This window comes from Duganella sp. sic0402, assembly GCF_019219065.1.
In the GTDB taxonomy this organism is placed as follows: domain Bacteria; phylum Pseudomonadota; class Gammaproteobacteria; order Burkholderiales; family Burkholderiaceae_D; genus Rugamonas.
The window spans coordinates 170767-190018 of sequence record NZ_JAHUWK010000011.1; the positions used below are offsets into that span (position 1 = coordinate 170767).

18 protein-coding genes are annotated in these 19252 nt (G+C 63.5%); 6 read left to right on the forward strand and 12 right to left on the reverse strand.

The features are described 5' to 3' along the window. Genes gspE through KW842_RS22740 form a run of 4 tightly spaced genes read left to right on the forward strand, consistent with a single transcriptional unit; the run spans position 1 to position 5496 of the window. Positions 1-1422 carry a type II secretion system ATPase GspE gene (gene gspE / locus KW842_RS22725; protein WP_218306400.1) on the forward strand — a complete coding sequence of 474 codons (1422 nt, stop codon included), beginning with the start codon at positions 1-3 and terminating at the stop codon, positions 1420-1422. Between the two features lie 18 nt (positions 1423-1440). Beyond that, complete coding sequence (gspF, locus tag KW842_RS22730) at positions 1441-2661, forward strand: type II secretion system inner membrane protein GspF (protein WP_218306401.1); 1221 nt, start codon at positions 1441-1443, stop codon at positions 2659-2661. A 25-nt stretch (positions 2662-2686) separates the two neighbouring features. Next, a complete protein-coding gene (locus tag KW842_RS22735) occupies positions 2687-3247 on the forward strand; it encodes a type II secretion system protein N (protein WP_218306402.1) in 561 nt (186 codons plus the stop codon). Between the two features lie 8 nt (positions 3248-3255). After that, positions 3256-5496, forward strand: coding sequence for a patatin-like phospholipase family protein (locus tag KW842_RS22740; protein ID WP_218306403.1), 2241 nt, complete (start codon positions 3256-3258; stop codon positions 5494-5496). A gap of 73 nt (positions 5497-5569) precedes the next feature. Here the strand turns inward: KW842_RS22740 and KW842_RS22745 are convergent, their stop codons facing one another. After that, positions 5570-6304 (reverse strand): helix-turn-helix transcriptional regulator, encoded by a 735-nt coding sequence (locus KW842_RS22745; protein WP_218306404.1) that lies wholly within the window; start codon positions 6302-6304, stop codon positions 5570-5572. A gap of 138 nt (positions 6305-6442) precedes the next feature. Here KW842_RS22745 and KW842_RS22750 point away from each other — a divergent pair, with 138 nt between their 5' ends. After that, positions 6443-6976 carry an outer membrane beta-barrel protein gene (locus tag KW842_RS22750; protein WP_218306405.1) on the forward strand — a complete coding sequence of 178 codons (534 nt, stop codon included), beginning with the start codon at positions 6443-6445 and terminating at the stop codon, positions 6974-6976. A gap of 51 nt (positions 6977-7027) precedes the next feature. Here the strand turns inward: KW842_RS22750 and hslU are convergent, their stop codons facing one another. From hslU to KW842_RS22790, 8 genes are all read right to left on the reverse strand, one after another. Next, the gene (gene hslU / locus KW842_RS22755; RefSeq protein WP_218306406.1) at positions 7028-8371 is read right to left on the reverse strand and encodes an ATP-dependent protease ATPase subunit HslU; all 1344 of its coding nucleotides are present in this window, start codon (positions 8369-8371) and stop codon (positions 7028-7030) included. After that, positions 8368-8910 (reverse strand): ATP-dependent protease subunit HslV, encoded by a 543-nt coding sequence (hslV, locus tag KW842_RS22760; protein WP_218306407.1) that lies wholly within the window; start codon positions 8908-8910, stop codon positions 8368-8370. Before hslV ends, hslU begins: the two co-directional genes overlap by 4 nt. A 92-nt stretch (positions 8911-9002) precedes the next feature. Then, complete coding sequence (locus tag KW842_RS22765; protein ID WP_218306456.1) at positions 9003-10283, reverse strand: hypothetical protein; 1281 nt, start codon at positions 10281-10283, stop codon at positions 9003-9005. A 119-nt stretch (positions 10284-10402) separates the two neighbouring features. Continuing rightward, a complete protein-coding gene (gene dksA, locus KW842_RS22770) occupies positions 10403-10846 on the reverse strand; it encodes an RNA polymerase-binding protein DksA (protein WP_218306408.1) in 444 nt (147 codons plus the stop codon). Between the two features lie 90 nt (positions 10847-10936). Continuing rightward, positions 10937-12013, reverse strand: a complete 1077-nt coding sequence (locus KW842_RS22775; protein WP_218306409.1) for a GTP-binding protein — start codon at positions 12011-12013, stop codon at positions 10937-10939. 103 nt (positions 12014-12116) lie between these two features. Beyond that, positions 12117-13052 (reverse strand): tyrosine recombinase XerC, encoded by a 936-nt coding sequence (locus tag KW842_RS22780; RefSeq protein WP_218306410.1) that lies wholly within the window; start codon positions 13050-13052, stop codon positions 12117-12119. 10 nt (positions 13053-13062) lie between these two features. Continuing rightward, complete coding sequence (locus tag KW842_RS22785; protein WP_218306411.1) at positions 13063-13731, reverse strand: DUF484 family protein; 669 nt, start codon at positions 13729-13731, stop codon at positions 13063-13065. A 112-nt stretch (positions 13732-13843) separates the two neighbouring features. Further along, positions 13844-14896 (reverse strand): porin, encoded by a 1053-nt coding sequence (locus KW842_RS22790; protein WP_218306412.1) that lies wholly within the window; start codon positions 14894-14896, stop codon positions 13844-13846. A 329-nt stretch (positions 14897-15225) separates the two neighbouring features. Between KW842_RS22790 and KW842_RS22795 the strand changes: the two genes are divergently transcribed. Continuing rightward, complete coding sequence (locus tag KW842_RS22795; protein WP_218306413.1) at positions 15226-16557, forward strand: tetratricopeptide repeat protein; 1332 nt, start codon at positions 15226-15228, stop codon at positions 16555-16557. Here the strand turns inward: KW842_RS22795 and dapF are convergent. From dapF to KW842_RS22810, 3 genes are read right to left on the reverse strand one after another with little or no spacing between them, the layout of a single operon-like run. Next, complete coding sequence (dapF, locus tag KW842_RS22800; protein WP_218306414.1) at positions 16554-17417, reverse strand: diaminopimelate epimerase; 864 nt, start codon at positions 17415-17417, stop codon at positions 16554-16556. The two genes, KW842_RS22795 and dapF, sit on opposite strands and share 4 nt — an antisense overlap. A 7-nt stretch (positions 17418-17424) precedes the next feature. Beyond that, on the reverse strand, positions 17425-18303 hold the full coding sequence (locus KW842_RS22805) for a lipid A biosynthesis acyltransferase (protein WP_218306415.1): 879 nt from the start codon (positions 18301-18303) through the stop codon (positions 17425-17427). After that, complete coding sequence (locus KW842_RS22810) at positions 18300-19160, reverse strand: lysophospholipid acyltransferase family protein (RefSeq protein WP_218306416.1); 861 nt, start codon at positions 19158-19160, stop codon at positions 18300-18302. The genes KW842_RS22805 and KW842_RS22810 overlap by 4 nt, the downstream gene beginning before the upstream one ends. Positions 19161-19252 lie beyond the last annotated feature (92 nt).

Genomic DNA, 19252 nt, shown 5'->3' on the forward strand with positions numbered 1-19252 from the left:
ATGAGTAATCTGCTTCCTTACGCCTTCGCCCGCGATTTCGTGGTGCTGGCCCAGCCCAGCGACGATGCCGAAAACACCGTCGAGGTGCTGGTGTGCGGCGCCACCGCGCCGGCCGCCATCGCCGAGGTATCGCGCCGCTTCGGCCGCATCCAGTTGAAGAACATGACGCGCGCCGATCTGGAAACCGCCATCGCGGCAGCTTATGCCAGCTCGGGCGGCAATGCCTCAATGGTGGCGGAAGAATTCGACGCCGACCTCGATCTGACCAAGCTGCTGCAGGACGTGCCGGCGATCGAAGACCTGCTGGAATCGTCCGACGACGCACCGGTGATCCGCATGATCAACGCGCTGCTGACGCAGGCGCTGCGCGATGGCGCGTCGGATATCCACATCGAACCATTCGAGCAGACCTCGGTGGTGCGCTTCCGTGTCGATGGCACGCTGCGCGACATCGTCCGTCCGCGCAAGGCCATCCACGGTTCGCTGATCTCGCGTATCAAGATCATGGCGCAGCTGGACATCGCCGAGAAGCGTTTACCGCAGGACGGCCGTATCACCTTGCGCATCGGCGGCAAGCCGGTGGACGTGCGTGTTTCGACGCTGCCGACCGGCCACGGCGAGCGCGCCGTGCTGCGTCTGCTGGACAAGGAAGCCAACCGCCTCGACCTGAATCACCTCGGCATGAGCGACACCATGCTGCCGAAGTTCGACGCGATGATTAACCAGCCGCACGGCATCGTGCTGGTGACCGGTCCTACCGGCTCCGGTAAAACCACCACGCTGTACGCCGCGCTGTCGCTGCTGAACGCCACCACCACCAACATCATGACGGTGGAAGACCCGATCGAATACGACCTCGCCGGCGTCGGCCAGACCCAGGTCAATCCGCGCATCGACATGACTTTCGCCAAAGCCCTGCGCGCGATCCTGCGCCAGGACCCGGACGTGATCATGATCGGCGAGATCCGCGACCTGGAAACCGCGCAGATCGCAGTGCAGGCCTCGCTGACCGGCCACCTGGTGCTGGCCACGCTGCACACCAACGACGCCGCCGCCGCCGTCACCCGCTTGCTGGACATGGGCATCGAGCCGTTCCTGCTGTCGTCCACGCTGCTGGGCGTACTGGCGCAGCGCCTGGTGCGCAAGCTGTGCCCGAGCTGCAAGACCTTCGACGGCAAGCTGTGGCATGCGGTCGGCTGCGAACATTGCGGCCAGACCGGCTACCAGGGACGCGTTGGCGTCTACGAATTCCTGGAGACCACGGAACAGATACGCGCGCAGATTCACAACCGCGCTTCGGAAGCGGAAATCAAGGCCGCCGCTGTCGCCGATGGCATGCAGACCATGCGCGACGATGGCGAGCGCTGGCTGGCCAGCGGCATGACCACGCAGGCAGAGCTGATGCGCGTGACCAAGGACTAAAGGATCAGGTAAGCAACCATGCCCGCATTTCGTTATGAAGCCGTCGATACCGGCGGCGCCACCAAAAAAGGCGTGCTCAATTCCGACAGCGCGCGGTCGGCGCGCGCCGAGTTGCGCTCGCAGGGACTGGTGCCGCTCAAGGTTGACGCGATTGCCGCGCAGGTTGATGCCTCCGGCGTCGCCAAGAGCCGTGGCTTTGGCGAGCGGCTCAGTTCTACGGAGCTGGCGCTGTTCACGCGCCAGCTGGCCAGCCTGCTGGAAGCGGGTCTGCCGCTGGAGCAGGCTTTCACCGCACTGCTGGAACAGGCTGAGCGTCCGTATCTGCGCGACCTGATCGCATCGGTGCGTTCTGAAGTGATCGGCGGCGATTCGCTGTCCGCCGTGCTGGGCCGCCATCCGCGCGACTTCGCTGAAATCTATCGCGCGCTGGTGGCATCCGGCGAGCAGATTGGCCAGCTGTCCAGGGTGCTGTCGCGCCTGGCCGACTACATCGAACGCCGCAACGCGCTGATGCAGAAAGTGAAGCTGGCGTTCACCTATCCGGCCATCGTCACGGTGGTGGCGTTTGCGATCGTGATCTTCCTGCTGACTTATGTGGTGCCGCAGATCGTTTCGGTATTCGCCAACACCAAGCAGAAGCTGCCCTTCCTCACCATCGTCATGCTGGCGGTGTCGGACTTTGTGCGCCACTACGGCATCGTGGTGGCGATTGCGCTGATCGGCGCCTGGGTGGCGTGGCGGCGCGCCTTGCAGAATCCGGTGCTGAAGCGGCGCTGGCATACCTGGCTGCTGACCGCCCCCGTGTACGGCAAGTTTGAGCGCAGCCTGAACACCGCGCGTTTCGCCAGCACGCTGGCGATCACCACCGGGTCCGGCGTGCCTATCCTGCGCGCGCTCGACACCAGCCGCGATACCCTGAACAACGTCGCCATGCAGGAACTGGTGGAAGAGGCCAGCGATGGCGTGCGCGAAGGCGTCAGCCTGGCGCGCGCGCTGTCGGCGCAGAAGCACTTCCCGCCGATGCTGATCCACATGATACGCGCCGGCGAAATCACCGGCGAACTGCCGGCCATGCTGGACCGCGCCGCCGCCGCACAGGAAGCCGATCTGGAACGCCGCACGCTGACCATTGCCGGCCTGCTGGAGCCGGCGCTGATCCTGGCCATGGGCGTGGTGGTGCTGCTGATCGTGCTGGCGGTGCTGATGCCTATTATCGAAATCAATCAGCTGGTACGCTGATCGTCAGGAATACAACAAGGACACCATGAAGCGTTTGCCCTTAATCGTTACTGTTCTCGCCGTGGTGCTGCTGTCCGCATCGCTGGCCTATTGGGGACTGCAGTTATTCAAGCCGCAGCAGCGCGCGATTGCAGCGCCGCCGCCGCCACCGCCGATGGGCATCAATGTGGAGGCGGCCAAAGGCCTGTTTGGCGGCCAGGTGCTGGTGGCCGCAGTCAGCAACTATCAGCTGAAAGGCGTGGTCGCGGCGCGTGGCGAGGATAGCGCGGCCATCATCTCGGTGGACACCCAGCCGGCAGTGGCGGTTGCCATCGGCAAGGAAGTGGCGCCGGGCGTGACGGTCAAGGAGGTGCATGCGCGGCATGTGATCCTGTCCGAGGGCGGCGTCAACAAGCGTCTGGACCTGCCTAGCGATGCCGGCGTGTCCAGCGGTCCGGCCACCTTGCCGGGCCAGCCACCGCAGCAGCCGATGCAGCCCGCGCCGACGGTCATGCCGTCGCCGCCACCGGTGGCGCAGCCGCAGACGCCACCGCAGCAACCGATCGCCCCGATGGGGATTGCGCCCATCCCGACCAACACTCAATAGGCTAGTCCATGGCTTATCTCCGTATATTGGCCGCAGCTTTATGCTGCGGCTTTTTCTTATCAGCGGCGCAGGCCGCACCTTCGGACGCGACCTCGGTGGCGCCGGATGCCTCGGCCAAGCCGCGTCCCAAGATAGCGCTGGTGCTGTCCGGTGGCGGCGCGCGCGGCTTCGCCCACATCGGCGTGCTGCGCGCCTTGCAGGAGCTGCGCATCCCGGTCGACTTCGTGGTCGGCACCAGCATGGGCAGCGTAGTCGGCGGCGCGTATGCCGCCGGCAGCTCGGTAGATCAGCTGGAGCAGCTGGTGCGCCGCACCGACTGGAACGCCGTGGTGGCTGATCGTCCGCCGCGCGACGAACTGTTCTACCGGCGCCGCGAAGAAGACTTGCTGCTGCCGTCGCGGATTGAATTCGGCGCGCATACCGACGGCGTGTCGCTGCCGCCGGCCGCCGCCGGCAACGAGGCGCTGGAACTGGCGCTGACCCGCGTGCTGCCGCCGGGCGCGCGCGACAAGCCGGCCAATCTCTTGCAGCTGCCATTCCGCTCGGTCGCCTCGGATCTGGTGACCGGCGAACTGGTGGAACTGAACGATACGCCACTATTCCTGGCCATGCGCGCCTCGCTGGCGGTGCCTGGCGTGTTTGCGCCGGTGCGTGTCAACCAGCGGCTGCTGGTCGATGGTGGGCTGGTACGCAATCTGCCGGTGGACGTGGCGCGTGAAATGGGCGCAGACATCATCATTGCGGTCAACGTGGGCACGCCGCTGGCGCAGGAAAAAGAACTGGTCAGCGCGGTCAGCGTGGCGCAGCAGATGCTGCAAATCCTGACCGAGCAAAACGTCCAGCGCTCGCTGAAGGAGCTGCGTCCGAACGACGTGCTGCTGCAACCGCACCTGGGCGGCATTGGCTTCCTGGATTTCGGCCAGCATGACCGCGCCATGAAAGAAGGCGAGGCGGCGGTGCGCGCGATGAGCGAAAAGCTGGTGCAACTGGCCTTGCCGGAAGCGCAGTACGCGGCGTATGAAGTGAAGCGCTCCTCGGCGCCGGTGGCGATCGACCAGCCGGTGCAGCTGACCAAACTGGAAGTGGCGCCGAGCGGGCGTATCAACCCGCGCGAGCTGGAGGTACAGACCGGCCTGCAGATCGGTCAGATGGTGACCGGTGAGCAGGCGGCCACGGCTGGCAACCGGCTGTTCGGGCGCGGCGATCTGGCGCGCGTGGAAACCGAGGTGCGCGATGACGAGAATGGCCGCAGTGTACTGATCAAGCCGACCGAGTCCGGCTGGGCACACAGTCGCTTGCGTGTAGGGCTGGAGTTGAACAGTGATTTCAGTGATAACAGCGCGTTCCAGCTGAAGGCCATGCATGTGCTGTCGTCGCTGAACGACTGGGGCGGCGAATTGCGCACCATCGCCAGCGTCGGCACCGAGCGCTCGCTGGCCACGCAATTCTGGCAGCCGCTGGGTGCGGGATCGCAATGGTATGTGGCGCCATCGCTGGAATTCGGCGCCGCCTCCAGCGATGTGTTCAACTCGACCGGTTTCCGCCGCGCGCGCTACGCGTACGACTACAGCGCCGGCCTTATCTCGCTGGGACGGCAGCTGGGCCGCTGGGGCGATCTGCGCTACACGCTGGCGCGCCAGGTCAGCAATAGCCACATGACCATCCCCGAAGAAGAGACGCGTTACCGCGTCTACCAGACCGTGCAGCAGCTGAGCTTCAATGTCGACACGCTCGACACCATCGCCTTCCCGACGCGCGGTACCTTGTTCAGCCTGTCGTGGCAGCGCGCAGTCACGAAAAACAAAAATGAAGAGAACTCGGCGGTGCCGGCGCGGCAGGAAGTAAAGGGGCTGGAAGCCTTCCACGTCGGCCGCTGGGCGGGCCATGTGTATGGCGAATGGGCACGCAGCCAGGGCGGCGCCACCGACAACAATCTGGGCGGCTTCCTGCGCCTCTCGGGTACCACCCCGAATTCGGTGGTGGGCAGCCGCACGGTGCTGGGACGGGTGGTGATGGCGCGCAGTATCGGCTCGATGCCGGCTGCGCTGGGCGGTGATGTGCGGCTCGGCTTCTCGCTGGAAGCCGGTGCCGCCTACAGCCCGGCCGATCCGCTCAGCTGGGGCAAGCTCAAGCAGGCCGGCAGCGCCTTCATCGCGGTCGACACCCGTTTCGGCCCGCTCTATTTCGGCGCCGGCGCCACCAAAGAAGGCAAAGGCAGCGGCTATCTGTTCCTCGGCCCGATCTGGTAAAACAAGGTAAATCCGGGGTCAGTTCTGCCAAATGTACACGAGCTCGTGTACATTTGGCAGAACTGACCCCGGATTATTTTCGGCGCAGGGCGGTGAAGGCGGCGAATTCCCAGGAGCGGAAGCCGACCAGTAGCGTGAAGCCGTCGCGCTCTTGCGGCGCCAGGCGGCGGTCGCTCTGGTGCAGCCGCGCCAGCTCGCCAGCCAGTTGCTGGATGCGGCCGACCAGCTCCTGCGCGCTCGGCTGTGACAGCCGCGCCGGCAGGCACAGCAGCGTTTCGCCGGCGCCGTTGAAGCTGCCGCTGAAGTAGTCGTCGACCGCGTGCGCACGGAAGAATTGCTGCACCGGGCCATCGGGCAGCCAGCGGAAGGCGTTGGAGACGCGCAGGCGGTAGCGGTTCAGCGGCTTCAGCTCGATCAGGCCCAGCCGGTCCAGCTCGGCCAGCAGCACAATGCACTCCGGCTCGGTCAGGTTGTAGGTTTCCAGCACCTGCTCCAGCGTCCAGTGGCCCAGGCAGCAGATCGCCATCAGCAGCAGGTGCGGATTGGCCAGCAGCGATTTTTCCTGAGTCAGTGTCAGGCTGTCCGATTGGGGCGTGGCGTCGGCGGCGCCGCGCAGCACGTCCTCCATCGGCACGCCGGCGGCCTTGCAGATCTGCGCCAGCCGCGTCAGCGACATGTCCTGCTGCCCAAACATGCGCTTGACGCTGGATTCGCTCATCGCGATCCGCTCCGCCAGCATTTTGTAGGTGACGCCGGCGGCCCGCATCTGGGTCCTCAGCACTTGCAGCAACAACTCCGGTGAACTCATGTTTTCGCCTTGCTGAAATAACAAAGTATCGTAACATGATACCTGCCGGCGTGAAAACTGAGTCCTGGAATATATAATTAGTACATTCGGCCTGCGTGCCGCACACTTTAACTGTAACACCTTCCGTGGAGTACAACTATGAAAGCAGTATCTGCAGCCTTGTTCACCCTGATCGCCGCAGCTGGCAGCGCCAGCGCAGCCGAGCAGTCGCCCTGGTATGTCGGCGCCGATATCGGCGCCCAGACCAGCCGTAGCCATGGCCCCAGCGGCCACGCCTATGTTGGCTATGAACTGGGCAGCGGTCTGAAACTCGACCCGGAACAGCGTCAATCGGTGGAGATCGGTGTCTTCAGCCGCGGCCTGTCGGACAACGGCCACGAGGCGCGTGCCAATTCGATCGCCATCAACTGGGCGACGCTGCTGAAAGTGACGGACAAGTTTTCGGTGGGCGGCCGCCTGGGCGTGCACTACACCACCACCACCATCCGCAATACCGATGTGTGGAGCGAAACGGAGAACAAACCGGGCGTGTTTGCCGGCGTGGGACTGGCGTACAAGCTGACCCCGAATATCTCGATTACCACCGATGCGACCTATATGCCGCTGCACGTGACCGAGCGCATCAAGTCGAAGGTGCCGACCGTGACCGTGGGCCTGCGTTACGCTTTCTGAGGATAACCTGAGAGCGGGCGCCAACACCGGCGCCCGCTGACGGTTACTGCATTACAGCACGTAGCGCGACAGGTCCTCGTTGACCGCCAGCGCATCCAGACGCGCATTCACATACGCCGCATCGACCACAATGGTCTTGCCGCTATCTTCGCTGGCCGTAAAGGACAGCTCTTCCAGCAGTTTTTCCATCACCGTGTACAGCCGGCGCGCGCCGATGTTTTCCGTCCGCTCGTTGACCGAGTAGGCGATCTCCGCCAGGCGGGTGATGCCTTCCGGCGAAAATTCCAGCTGGACCTCTTCGGTCGCCAGCAGGGCCTCGTACTGCTTGGTCAGGCAGGCGTCGGTGCTGGTCAGGATACGTTCGAAGTCGGCGATCGACAGCGATTCCAGCTCGACCCGGATCGGGAAGCGGCCCTGCAATTCCGGGATCAGGTCGGACGGCTTGGCCAGGTGGAAGGCGCCCGAGGCAATGAACAGGATGTGATCGGTCTTGATCATGCCGTACTTGGTGTTGACGGTGGTACCCTCGACCAGCGGCAGCAGGTCGCGCTGCACGCCGGCACGCGAGACATCGGCGCCGCCCACCTCCGAACGCGAGGCGATCTTGTCGATCTCGTCGAGGAACACGATGCCGTTCTGCTCGACGTTCTGGATCGCCTTCTGCTTCATCTCATCCTCATTGACCAGCTTGGCGGCTTCCTCGTCGATCAGCACCTTCATCGCGTCCTTGATCTTGACCTTGCGCGCCTTCTTGCGCTGCGCGCCGATGCCGGAGAACATCGACTTGATCTGCTCGGTCATTTCCTCCATGCCCGGCGGCGCCATGATTTCCATTTGCGGGCCAGCTTCGGCCAGTTCTATTTCGATCTCTTTGTCGTCCAGCTCGCCCTGGCGCAGACGCTTGCGGAAGGTCTGGCGGGTGGTGTCGTCCTTCGGCGCATCCGACGAACCCGCACCGGACGGCGTGAAGCCGAAGTCGCGCGCCGGCGGCAGCAGGATGTCCAGCACGCGGTCTTCCGCCGCGTCCTCGGCGCGGGTGCGCACCTTGGCCATCTCGCCCTGGCGGGTCTGCTTGACACCGATATCGACCAGGTCGCGGATAATGGTGTCGACATCGCGGCCGACATAGCCGACCTCGGTGAATTTGGTGGCCTCGATCTTGATGAAGGGCGCATCGGCCAGCTTGGCCAGGCGGCGCGCGATCTCGGTTTTGCCGACGCCGGTCGGGCCGATCATCAGAATGTTTTTCGGCGTGATTTCATGGCGCAGCGGCTCTTCCACCTGCTGGCGGCGCCAGCGGTTGCGCAGCGCGATGGCGACCGCCTTCTTGGCCTTGCCCTGGCCAACCACATGTTTGTCGAGTTCGCCGACGATTTCCTGCGGGGTCATGTTCATGCTGGGTCCAGTGTTTCGATGATGTGGTTCAGGTTGGTGTAGATGCACAATTCACCAGCGATGGTCAGTGACTTTTTGACGACTTCCGCCGGCGACAGTTCCGTGTTTTCTACCAATGCCTTGGCGGCCGATTGCGCGTAGGTACCGCCCGAGCCGATGGCGCCGATGCCGTCTTCCGGTTCCAGCACGTCGCCGTTGCCGGTGATGACCAGCGTCGATTCGGCGTCGGCCACCAGCAGCATCGCCTCCAGGCGGCGCAGCACGCGGTCGGTGCGCCAGTCCTTGGCCAGCTCGACCGAGGCGCGCAGCAGATTGCCCTGGTGTTTTTCCAGCTTGCCTTCAAAACGGTCGAGCAGGGTGAAGGCGTCAGCGGTGCCGCCGGCGAAGCCGACCAGGACCTTGCCCTGGTACACCTTGCGCACCTTGCGGGCGGTGCCCTTCATGACGATATTGCCCAGCGTTACCTGGCCATCGCCGCCCAGCGCGACCTGCTTGCCGCGGCGCACGCACAGGATGGTGGTGCCGTGAAATTGTTCCATAGTGACCTCAAAGTAATGATGCAGACTGCCTCAAGACTGAAAAGTGGGGCTGGAAACGGGAATTGCAAGTTTGCAGTGCTGAATTACGGTGCTTAATACTTGTGCGGATAGATGCTTGCCAGACTGGCGTAGCCTAGCAATTTAAACAAGCTTGCAACCAGGTGATTAACATCGCGGAACGCGATTTTCCGGCCCGGCGCTAGCGCTGCGAGCACAGTGTGCAGCTGAATTGCGCTATCGTAATCGATGCGCGCCAGCCGCGAACAATCGAACACCAGCGCCGGATAGGTATCAGCATACTGCTGTATCGCAGGGAGTAAAGGTCCAAGTTGCTGTTCGATCAGCGGCGGCAGCATGAAGCGGTCTGGCGAGGAAAGCTGAGGCTGTGCCGGGGCCATCGCCACCTTGCGCGGCGGTGTGAACGATGGCGGCGATACCTCGAATGTCACGCAATAGTCCATGGCGGTCTGCTCGTATTCCTTTTCGCGGTTTTGCAGCTGTAGCAATTCCAGCAATAGCAACCACGGTGCCGCGCCGCCGCCACGCTGACCGACCGCGATGCTGTCGCGCAGCAGCGCCGCCAGCGCCGCTGCACCGGCCAGTATCAGCTCGCGCTGGCGCGCCTGCAAGCGATGCAGTGCCGCCAGCAGCAGCGCACAGCCATCGGCGCTGACCGCGCTGACGCGGCTGAACTCCAGCCGCAGCAATGGGCTGTCCTCGGCCAGCTGGTAGAGCCGCTGCAACTGCGGCGCAATCTGCTGATCCAGCATGCCGGCCAGCGCGATGGTCGGCGTCAGCCCGCTCCAGTCCGGCGTGGCGGCAGCAGGCTGTGGCGGTTGCCGCGCTTGCCATGACGGCGGCGAGGTTTCAAAGGTGCTGGTGTAGTCGATCGACAGATTGTCGAAAGCGTCCTGCTGGCCGCTGGCCTGATAGAAATCGAACAGCATCCACCAGGCGCTGCGCTCGCTGTTCAGATGGTTGGCTTGCGTCACGGCTTCCAGCAGCATCTGCAGGGCGGCGGCGGTCTGGCCGTTGGCGTACAGGATGGCGATTTCGTCGATGGCGGGCGCGTCATGCACCAGTGGCGCATCGCTGACCATCAGCAGCGTGGTGGCGATGCCGTCCAGCGTTTCATCCGCTGACCGCACGCGCGCCGGACGCTGGCTGCCCCAGGCCGGCTCCGCCAGATTGAAGATGTCGGCCGCCATCGCCGATTCAATCGCGTCGATTTTCATGGCGGTGGCACGGGCGATCTCGCGCTGGCGCGCGGCCTGGCTATGGCGCGCCGCTGCATTGCTGGCGGCCAGCCGCGCCTGTTCGTCGTCGCTCAACGGCGGCGCAGCGGCCTTCTTGAAGAGTGAGAACAATCCCATGCCCATAGTGTAGCTGCAAGCATCAGCCTTGCCGCATTACCTATCAGATGGGAAACGCAAATTTACGTAAAAAAAGCACGCGGTGTCAGGCGCGTGCTTTTTGTCGGCGTTGCAGCGAATTAATCGCCGTACAGCTTTTGCTTCAGTTCGCGGCGCTGTTGCGCTTCCAGCGACAGGGTGGCGGTCGGGCGGGCGATCAGGCGCGGAATGCCGATCGGCTCGCCGGTTTCCTCGCACCAGCCGTAGTCGTTGTTGTCGATGGCAACGATGGACTGCTGCACTTTTTTCAGCAGCTTGCGTTCGCGGTCGCGGGTGCGCAGCTCCAGTGCGTGCTCTTCTTCGATGGTGGCGCGGTCGGCAGGGTCCGGCACAAGCACGGTTTCGCGCAGGTGTTCGGTGGTTTCGCCGGCGTTTTTCAGCAGCTCTTTTTCCAGCGTTTGCAGCTTGGCCTTGAAGAACGCCATTTGCGCTGGATTCATGTAGTCCTTGTCATCCATCTTCAGAATTTCTTCTTCGGTCAGGACGCGCTCGGCGGCAGGGGTCGATTTATTAGTTTTGGTCATAACTTCGCTTACCTTCGATACGACAGAGTTTTCAAATTAATCAGCCCAGATTTTGTGGCTATTTAGCCATCCCCACAAAACCGGGATAGTTTATACCAGACATTGTTCTAAACCGCTAATAAAGATGTCTTTAGGCAGATTTTTACCTATAAATACCATTTTGCTGCCACGAACGTCGTTTTCTCCCCATTTCGTTCCCAGGTCGCTGCCCATGATCTGGTGCACGCCCTGGAACACTACCTTGCGATCCGCGTCCTGCATGAACAATACGCCTTTGTAGCGCAGCATGCGAGGACCGTAGACATTCACCAGGCCGCCGAGGAACTCGTCCAGCTTGGCGGTGTCGAACGGCCGGTTGCTTTTGAACACGAAAGCAGCGATGTCGTCGCTGTGGTGGCCATGATGGTGATCGTGATGGTCGTGGTTGCAGTGCGCATCATGCTCATGGCCGTGATGGTGATGATGGCCGCAATGCTCATCGTGGACGTGACCTTCCTCGTGGGCCAGGTCAGTCAGCAGGAAATCCGGGTCCAGTTCCAGCTTGTCGTTGAGGTTGAAGCCTTTCAGGTCCAGCACCTCGCTGATCGGCGCGCGGCCAAAGTCGGACTTGCTGACCGGCGCGCGCGGGTTCATGCGTGTCAGGCGGGTGGTCAGCGCGGCCAGTTCCGCTTCGCTGACCAGGTCGGTCTTGGACAGCAGAATTTTGTCGGCGAAACCAACCTGGCGCTGCGCTTCCTCATGCTGGTCCAGCTGCGCCATGGCGTGGCGGGCATCCACCACGGTTACTACTGCGTCAAGCATGTAGTGAGCGCCCACTTCCTCGTCAACGAAGAAGGTCTGCGCCACAGGGCCGGGATTGGCCAGGCCGGTAGTCTCGATGACCACGCGGTCGAACTGGATTTCACCGGCTTCGCGCTTTTGCGCCAGGCTGCTCAGCGCGACGATCAAGTCGCCGCGCACGGTGCAGCAGATGCAGCCGTTATTCATTTCCACGATCTGCTCGCCGCTGTCCTGGACCAGGATTTCGTTGTCGATGTTTTCCTGGCCGAACTCGTTTTCGATGACGGCGATGCGCATGCCGTGCTGTTCCTGCAGGATACGGTTCAGCAGCGTAGTCTTGCCGGCGCCCAGGAAGCCGGTCAGGATGGTGGTGGGTATCATAGCCATGTGGTTGTCTTATTTCAAAATGCGTTCATGCAATCGGCTGATTATGCCGGAATTTTCCGAACGCTAGCAATTCGCCCGATTGAGCAATATCAGCACAGGTGTGCTATTTCACTTTGGCGCGTGGGTGGGCTTTATCGTACACCTCGGCCAGGTGCTGGAAGTCCAGCGCAGTATAAACCTGCGTCGAGCTGATGCTGGCGTGGCCCAGCATTTCCTGCACCGCCCGCAAGTCGCCAGAAGATTGCAGCACATGCGAGGCGAACGAGTGGCGCAGCATATGCGGGTGCACATGCACAGGCGCGCCATGGGCCACGCCGTGCTGCTGCAGCCGCTGCTGGATCACCCGTGGCGAGACGCGGGTGGCGCGCGTGCTGACGAACAGCGCGTCGCTGCCATCGGTGGGAGCAGGGCGCACCGCCAGCCAGGCTTGCAGCGCCTCCATGGCGGCCGAACCGACCGGCACCACGCGCCGTTTGTTGCCCTTGCCGGTGACGATGACCTCGTGGTTGCCGATTTCTACCCAGCCGAGGCTGCTCTTGCCGGGCGTCAGGTCCAGCCCAGCAAGCTCGGAGACGCGCAGGCCGCTGGAGTACAGCAGCTCGAACATGGCGCGGTTGCACAAATCGGCCGGCTCGGCGGCATTGCCGGCGGCGGGCCGGGATGGCGCCACTAGTTGCACGGCGTCATCCACCGACAGCGCGCGTGGCAGCGTTTTGGCTTGCTTGGGCGCACGCACGCCTTGCACCGGATTGGCAGCCAAGGGAATCTGTTCGCCCAGCCAGTTGAAAAAGCCGCGCCAGCTGGACAGCTTGCGGGCAATCGAACGGGGATCGAGCTGTTGCGCGTGCAGTTTGGCGGTCAGGCGGCGCACCGCGTGATGGTCGAGCGCGGGCCATTCCTGGGCGCCGGACAGCGCTGCCAGCTCCTGCAAGTCACGGGCGTAGGCGGCGGTGGTGTGCTTCGACAGCTGGCGCGCACCGCTCAGGTGGGCCAGGTAGGCGTCGATCCAGGCCAGCTTGCTGTCTGGAGCGTCGCTCATCGGCTAGGCCTCAGGCCAGCAGCCAGGCCAGCGCGGTGCTGGAGGTTTCGCCGATGTGGACCAGGAAGTCGGTCGCCATCAGCGAGGTGAAGCGGTTGGCGTCCTGCGAACCCATGATCAGCAGGCCGAAGGCCTGTTTGTCGCCCGGCTTGCGCAGCGGGATGATGACGGTCGATACCACCGCGCTTGGATCGTCCAGCCAGCGCACCGCTTCAAAGTCCTTGTTGGCGCCGCAGTATGGTGCATGCAGGCTGTTGGCGAAGATGCGGGCGTCTTCCGATACGCCCTTGACGAACCATTCGTCCTGGTAGTCCGGCGCTGCGCCCCACAGGCGCACGGTTGCCTGCGGCACGTCGAAGGCGGTTTTCAGGCCATTGGTGACGGCGTGCGGCATCGAACCGATGTCTTCCGATTGCAGCAGGATCTGGGTCCAGCGGTGGAATTTGTTGGCGATGGCTTCGTTTTCCGACGCCAGGCGCATCAGGTTGCTCATGCGCAGTTCCAGCGTCTTGTATTTGTCGCGCAACACTTCCATCTGGCGCTCCTGCAGCGAAACAGCGCGGCCGGTCAGCGGGCTGGCCAGTTTGATTTCACCCAGCAAGTCAGCATGCTCTTCGAAGAACTGCGGGTTATCGGTCAGGAATTGTGCGACGAGTGTGGAATCCAGAGGGGAGGTCATGAGTTACTTTGTATGCGAGGTTGGTGTGCAATTCTAAACGAAAAAAAACGGGCATGGTGGACCCATGCCCGTCATTCCCAGCCCACGCCGGCAGTTCTGGCGCCTGCTCAGCTTAAAAATTGTGGTGGATGCCGATGCTGTAGAAATTGAAGGTGGTGGTCGATGTGGCCTTGCGGCGCGTGCCATCGACATACACATAGGTGCGCGGCGACAGGTTGTAGTCGTAGCCGAGCGAAAATTGCCTGGTTTTGGCGATGGTCGGCAGGTTCAGCGCATTGTCCGGCGTTTTGTGGCCGAAGCCGGCGCGCACCATGCCCAGGCCAATATTGTAGTTTGCACCGATCATCCAGGCCTTGGTGATGGGATTGATGGGCAGACTGTAATCCTGATCCTGGCGCTGGTAGGTGGCCATCAGCTTCAGGTCATTGATCGGCTTGAACGAGGCGCCAACCGACCACAGCTTGGTGGACACGGCGTTGCGCTCGACCGCTGCGTAGGCTGCAAACGGCCCCTGGGTGGCGGTGGCGCTGACCGAGTAGGGATACACCGGCGCCATGCTATTGGCAGGGAATTGCGGCGCGGCTGCAGTGCCGCGGCCGATGATAGCCGGATTGTTGTTGGCTTCGCGCGAGGCCACGGTGACGTTGAGCTGGAAGATGTTGCCGATCACCGGCGTGTTGTAGAACACCGCGTTGGAGTAGCGGTTCAGCGAATTGCCGGCCACGCTCATCGGATCGCTGGTGTAGCCGGCCACTTGCAGGTCGGTCTGGTAGCCGGCTACCGCCGGCATGCCGGACCATGGCTCAAACGCGGTGCTGGTTTCCTGGAAGGCGGTCAGGCCGCGCCCCAGGCGCAGCGTGCCGAAATCACCTTGCAGGCCGACCCGGCTCTGGCCCTGGAACAGCGGCCGCACGGTGCTTTCAATGACGCCGGTGTCCGGCTCGTAGCGGATCTCCAGCTGGAACAGCGCTTTCAGGCCACTGCCGAGATCTTCCACGCCACGGAAGCCCAGCTTGTTGTTATCGCGCTTGCCGACCGCGGTGATGTCGGTATCCGTGCGGCGCGATACACCGGCGTCCAGCGTGCCGTAGATGGTGACGGAGGATTGCGCCTGCGCGCCGCAACACACCCCTGTCAGCGCCAGGGCCACCAAAGTCTTTTTCATTTGTTATTCCTTTATAAGTGTAGTGCACATCCCCGTCTCCACCTGAGCGCCGCTTGCTTAAACCTTAATAGGTCGGCCTGGCAATTGCGCTGGAATGGTCGATTGTGACGGCTTGTTTTGGTCGAAAGCCGTGGAACCCCGGCATCTTGTTGTATTTTTGAAACGCTTGCCTGCTGCTCTTCGTGCATCGGAACAGCTCTAGCGTACAAGCGCGACGGGGGGACCTCGCTGTGGAAGATCAAGCGTGTGCGCAGATAGTCTTAGTGTGTGGCGCGGATGGCACGCTACACTGGACTACAAATAGCTTCGATGACAGCACATACAAGACTATGGCCAATCGAGAAGAGTTGGGGATCATCAGGGGCGCCCGCGCCGGAGACGCGGACTGCCAGCTGGCGCTGGGCAAGCTGTATCTGTTCGGCGGCGCCAGCCTGCCGCGCAATGCGCCAACCGCGCTGCACTGGCTGAACCGCGCCGCGCGCCAGCAGTGCGACGAGGCGTGGCGATTGATCGGCAGTCATATCCCGTTCGAGGTAGCGCAGCACGCCATGCCCGAGGTGCTCGGATGGTATCAGCGTGCCAGTGATGCCGGCATTGCGGCGGCTGCGCTGGTGCTGGCGCAACTGGTGCGGCAAGATCAAGCACAGCAGGCGCCGTTGGCGTGCCAGCAGGCTGAGGCGGCGCGCGTCGCGCGGCGGCCTGCCACGCGCCTTGCCATGCCGGCTGCGCCATGCGACGGCCATCGCATCACGCCGCAGCAATACGCGCAGCTGGAGCAGCTGTGGCAGCACGATCACGCCGCCTTTGTGCAGCTGGCGCGTGCGCTTCTACACCTGACGCCGGAAGATGCCGATCCGCAATTGCAGCAGTGCCGAGAACTGGCGGCCTGCGGTGGCGACCGCCATGCGCAGCTGGCGCTGGGCCTGTGGTTCGCGCGCATGGATGGCGACGGCAAGCGTCAGCGTCACGGCATCGCCGCAGTCAACTTCAAGCGTGCGATCCGCTGGCTGACGCTGGCCGGCGAACAAGGGCTGGCGGAAGCCTGGTATGCGCTGTCGCGCATCTATCTGAAACCAGAATTCTCGCAGCGCTGCGTGGCCGAGGCGCAAACGTATCTGGAGCGCGCGGCCGAGCTGGGGCACGGCGGCGCGCAGCTGGAGTGCGGCATGTACGCCTGGCGCAACCGCCGCACCGAGCAGCACAGCGATGTGCGCGCCGCCTATTGGCTGCAGAAGGCCGCCGCGCAGGGCTGCCAGGAAGCGGAGGCGGCGCTGGCGCGCATCGCCGCAGCGCCCAAGGAAGAGCGCTGGATGGCCAGCCTGGTGACCAGCCTGACGCGGGAACTGCTGGAGAGCCAGCCGCTGCTGGCGGCCCGGCTGGAGCTGGCCGCGCTGTTCGGCCTGAGCCGTGCGGAAGCCTTGCTACTGGATGTGAAGGAGGCCGATCACGGCCACTGCCTGGTGGTGGATATCCGCGCCAGCTACGGCCGCAGCAAGCGCCGCCTGGTGCTGCTGCGCACGGCGCGCGAGCGGCAGGCGCTGGACCGCATCGTGCGTCTTTTTGAATCGATCGACAGCGGCCCCGGCGGGCTGGAAGGCAATTACCGCCAGCGCCTGTACCGGCTCAAGACCTGGCTACCGGATGATCTGCTAGCGGCTTAGATGTCCATCTCGCCTTCAAACACGGTGACAGCCGGACCGGTCAGCAACACCGGCTGGCCTTCGCCGGCCCAGGCGATCGACAACTGGCCGCCGCGCGCGTCGACGCGCACCGGGCTGTCCAGCAGGCCACGGCGGATGCCCGCCACCGCCGCCGCGCAGGCGCCGGTGCCGCAGGCCAGCGTTTCGCCGACGCCGCGTTCGAACACGCGCAGCTTGACGTGCTGGCGGCTGATCACTTGCATGAAGCCGGCGTTGACGCGGTTGGGGAAGCGCGCGTGATGCTCGATCAGCGGGCCGGTCAGTTCCACCGGCGCGGTGTCGACATCATCCACCACCTGCACCGCGTGCGGATTACCCATCGATACCGCTGAAATCAGCACGCTTTCGCGTGCGCCGCCCAGTTCCAGCAGCAGCGGCCACAGCGTGTCGCGGCCCTGTTGTTCGCCCTGCAGGCCTTCGGCGTCGAACGGTACCCGGCCCGGTTCCAGGATGGGCGCGCCCATGTCGACCGTGATGCTGCCGTTGGCTTCCAGCCGCGGCGCGATCACGCCGGCCTTGGTCTGCACGGTGATCGACTGCTTGTCGGTCAGGCCTTTTTCCGAGACGAACTTGACGAAGGCGCGCGAGCCATTGCCGCACTGTTCCACTTCGCCGCCGTCGGCGTTGAAGATGCGATAGCGGAAATCGCAGCCGGCTTCGCTTGGTTTTTCCACCAGCAGGATCTGGTCGGCGCCGACGCCGAAGCGGCGGTCGCCCAGCAGCTTCCATTGCGCCGGCGTGAAGTCGATCTGCTGGTTGACGCCGTCGATGACCACGAAGTCGTTGCCGGCGCCGTGCATTTTGGTGAATTTGAGTTTCATGGGCAGATTAGGGTTTGCTGTACAGCGAAGGCTCGCCATTCGGGCGCGTCTTGAAGCGTTTGTGGGTCCAGAAATATTCGGCCGGCGCCTCGCGCACGCGCTCCTCGATGAACTGGTTCATGCGGCGGGTGGCGGCCACCATATCGTCACCGGGGTAATTGTCCCACACTGGATAGAATTTCACACAATATCCCTGGTAATCCGGCAGGAAGGTGGCAATCACCGGCATCACTTGCGCGCCGGTGGTGGCGGCGATGCGCGCGGTGGCGGTCAGCGTCGCCGCTTCGATGCCGAAGAAGGGCACGAACTCGGCGTCTTTTTCGCCGAAGTCCATGTCCGGCAGCATGAAGTAGGGCAGCTTGTCGCGCAGCGCGCGCAGGATGGGCTTGATGCCGTCCTGGCGGGTGAACAGCTTGACCGGCTTGAAGCGGGCGCGGCCGGCGCGCAGCACCTTGTCGAAGGCGGCGTTTTTTTGCGTCACATACATCGACGAGGCGCTGGCCTCCATGGCGATGGCCGCGCCGGCCACGTCCAGGCAGACGAAGTGCGGACACAGCAGGATGGTCGGCTTTTCGGTCATCGCCGCCACCGGGATCTCGCCGTCCGGCGCGATCTTGATCAGCCGCTTCAGGCGCGACTCCGGCGCCCACCACAGCACCGCGCGTTCCCACACGCTGCGCGAATAGGCCTGGAAGTGGCGGCGTGCGATATCGACACGCTCCGCTTCGCTGAGTTCCGGCATGGTCAGGCGCAGATTGGTCAGCGCGATATGGCGGCGCGAACGCAGCGCGATAAACAACAGGCTGCCAATGGCCTTGCCGAAGCGGCCCAGCAGCGGCAAGGGCAGCCAGTGCAGCAGCCACATTAATCCCAACATCAATTTCATGCTTGTTCTCCCGCTTTGCCGGCCGGCGGCGCTGCGATGCCGTCCGGTACTTTGTAGCGGTTATAACTCCAATAATATTGCGACGGGCTGCGGACGATCAGGCGCTCCATGGCGCTGTTGATCGCTTGCGCCTGGGCGGCGCTGTCGCCGTCCAGCGTACCGTCAAAGGGCACGAAGCGTACCACATAGCCTTTGCCGCCGGGCAGCCGTTCGGCGTAGGTGATGATGATGGCGGCGTCGCCCAGCAGGGCCAGCTTGGCTGGCAGCGTCATGCTGTAGGCCGGGCGGCCGAAGAAGGTGGCCCACACGCCTTCGCCTTCCTGCGGCACCTGGTCGGGCAGCACGCCGACTGGCTGGCCTTTCTTGAGGAACTTGGCCAGCATGCGCACGCCCGACATATTGGCCGGCGCCAGCAGCAGGTTGTGGCGCGCGCGCGCGCCTTCGATCAGCGGTTTCAGCGCTTCTTTTTTAGGCGGGCGGTACATCACCATCAGTTCGGTGCGCAGCGCGATTTCCTGGGCGACGATCTCAAAGCAGCCCAAGTGTGGCGTCATGAACACAATGCCACGGCCGGCGTCCAGCTGGGACTGCACCAGTTCCCAGTTCTCCAGCGTGGCATGGCGCGACACCCGCGCCGGGTCGGCGCACCAGATGAAAGGCAGTTCAAACATGCTCTTGCCGGCTTCGGCGATGGCGGCGTTCAGGTGCTGGCTGACGCCGGCCTGGCGCATATTGTCGCGCATGCGGCGGCGGTAGGACGGCGAAGCCCAGTACACCAGCCAGCCCAGCGCGGCGCCGGCCGCGTGCAGCACGGACAGGGGAAGGATCGATAAAAGACGGAAAATGAGCACCAGCATGGAGAGAAGTGGCCTGTTTTAGGAGCAAGCTTTTACAAAAAAGCGTAAAATAACACGTTAAGTAGTAACCGCTGAGTTAATGACAACTTGCG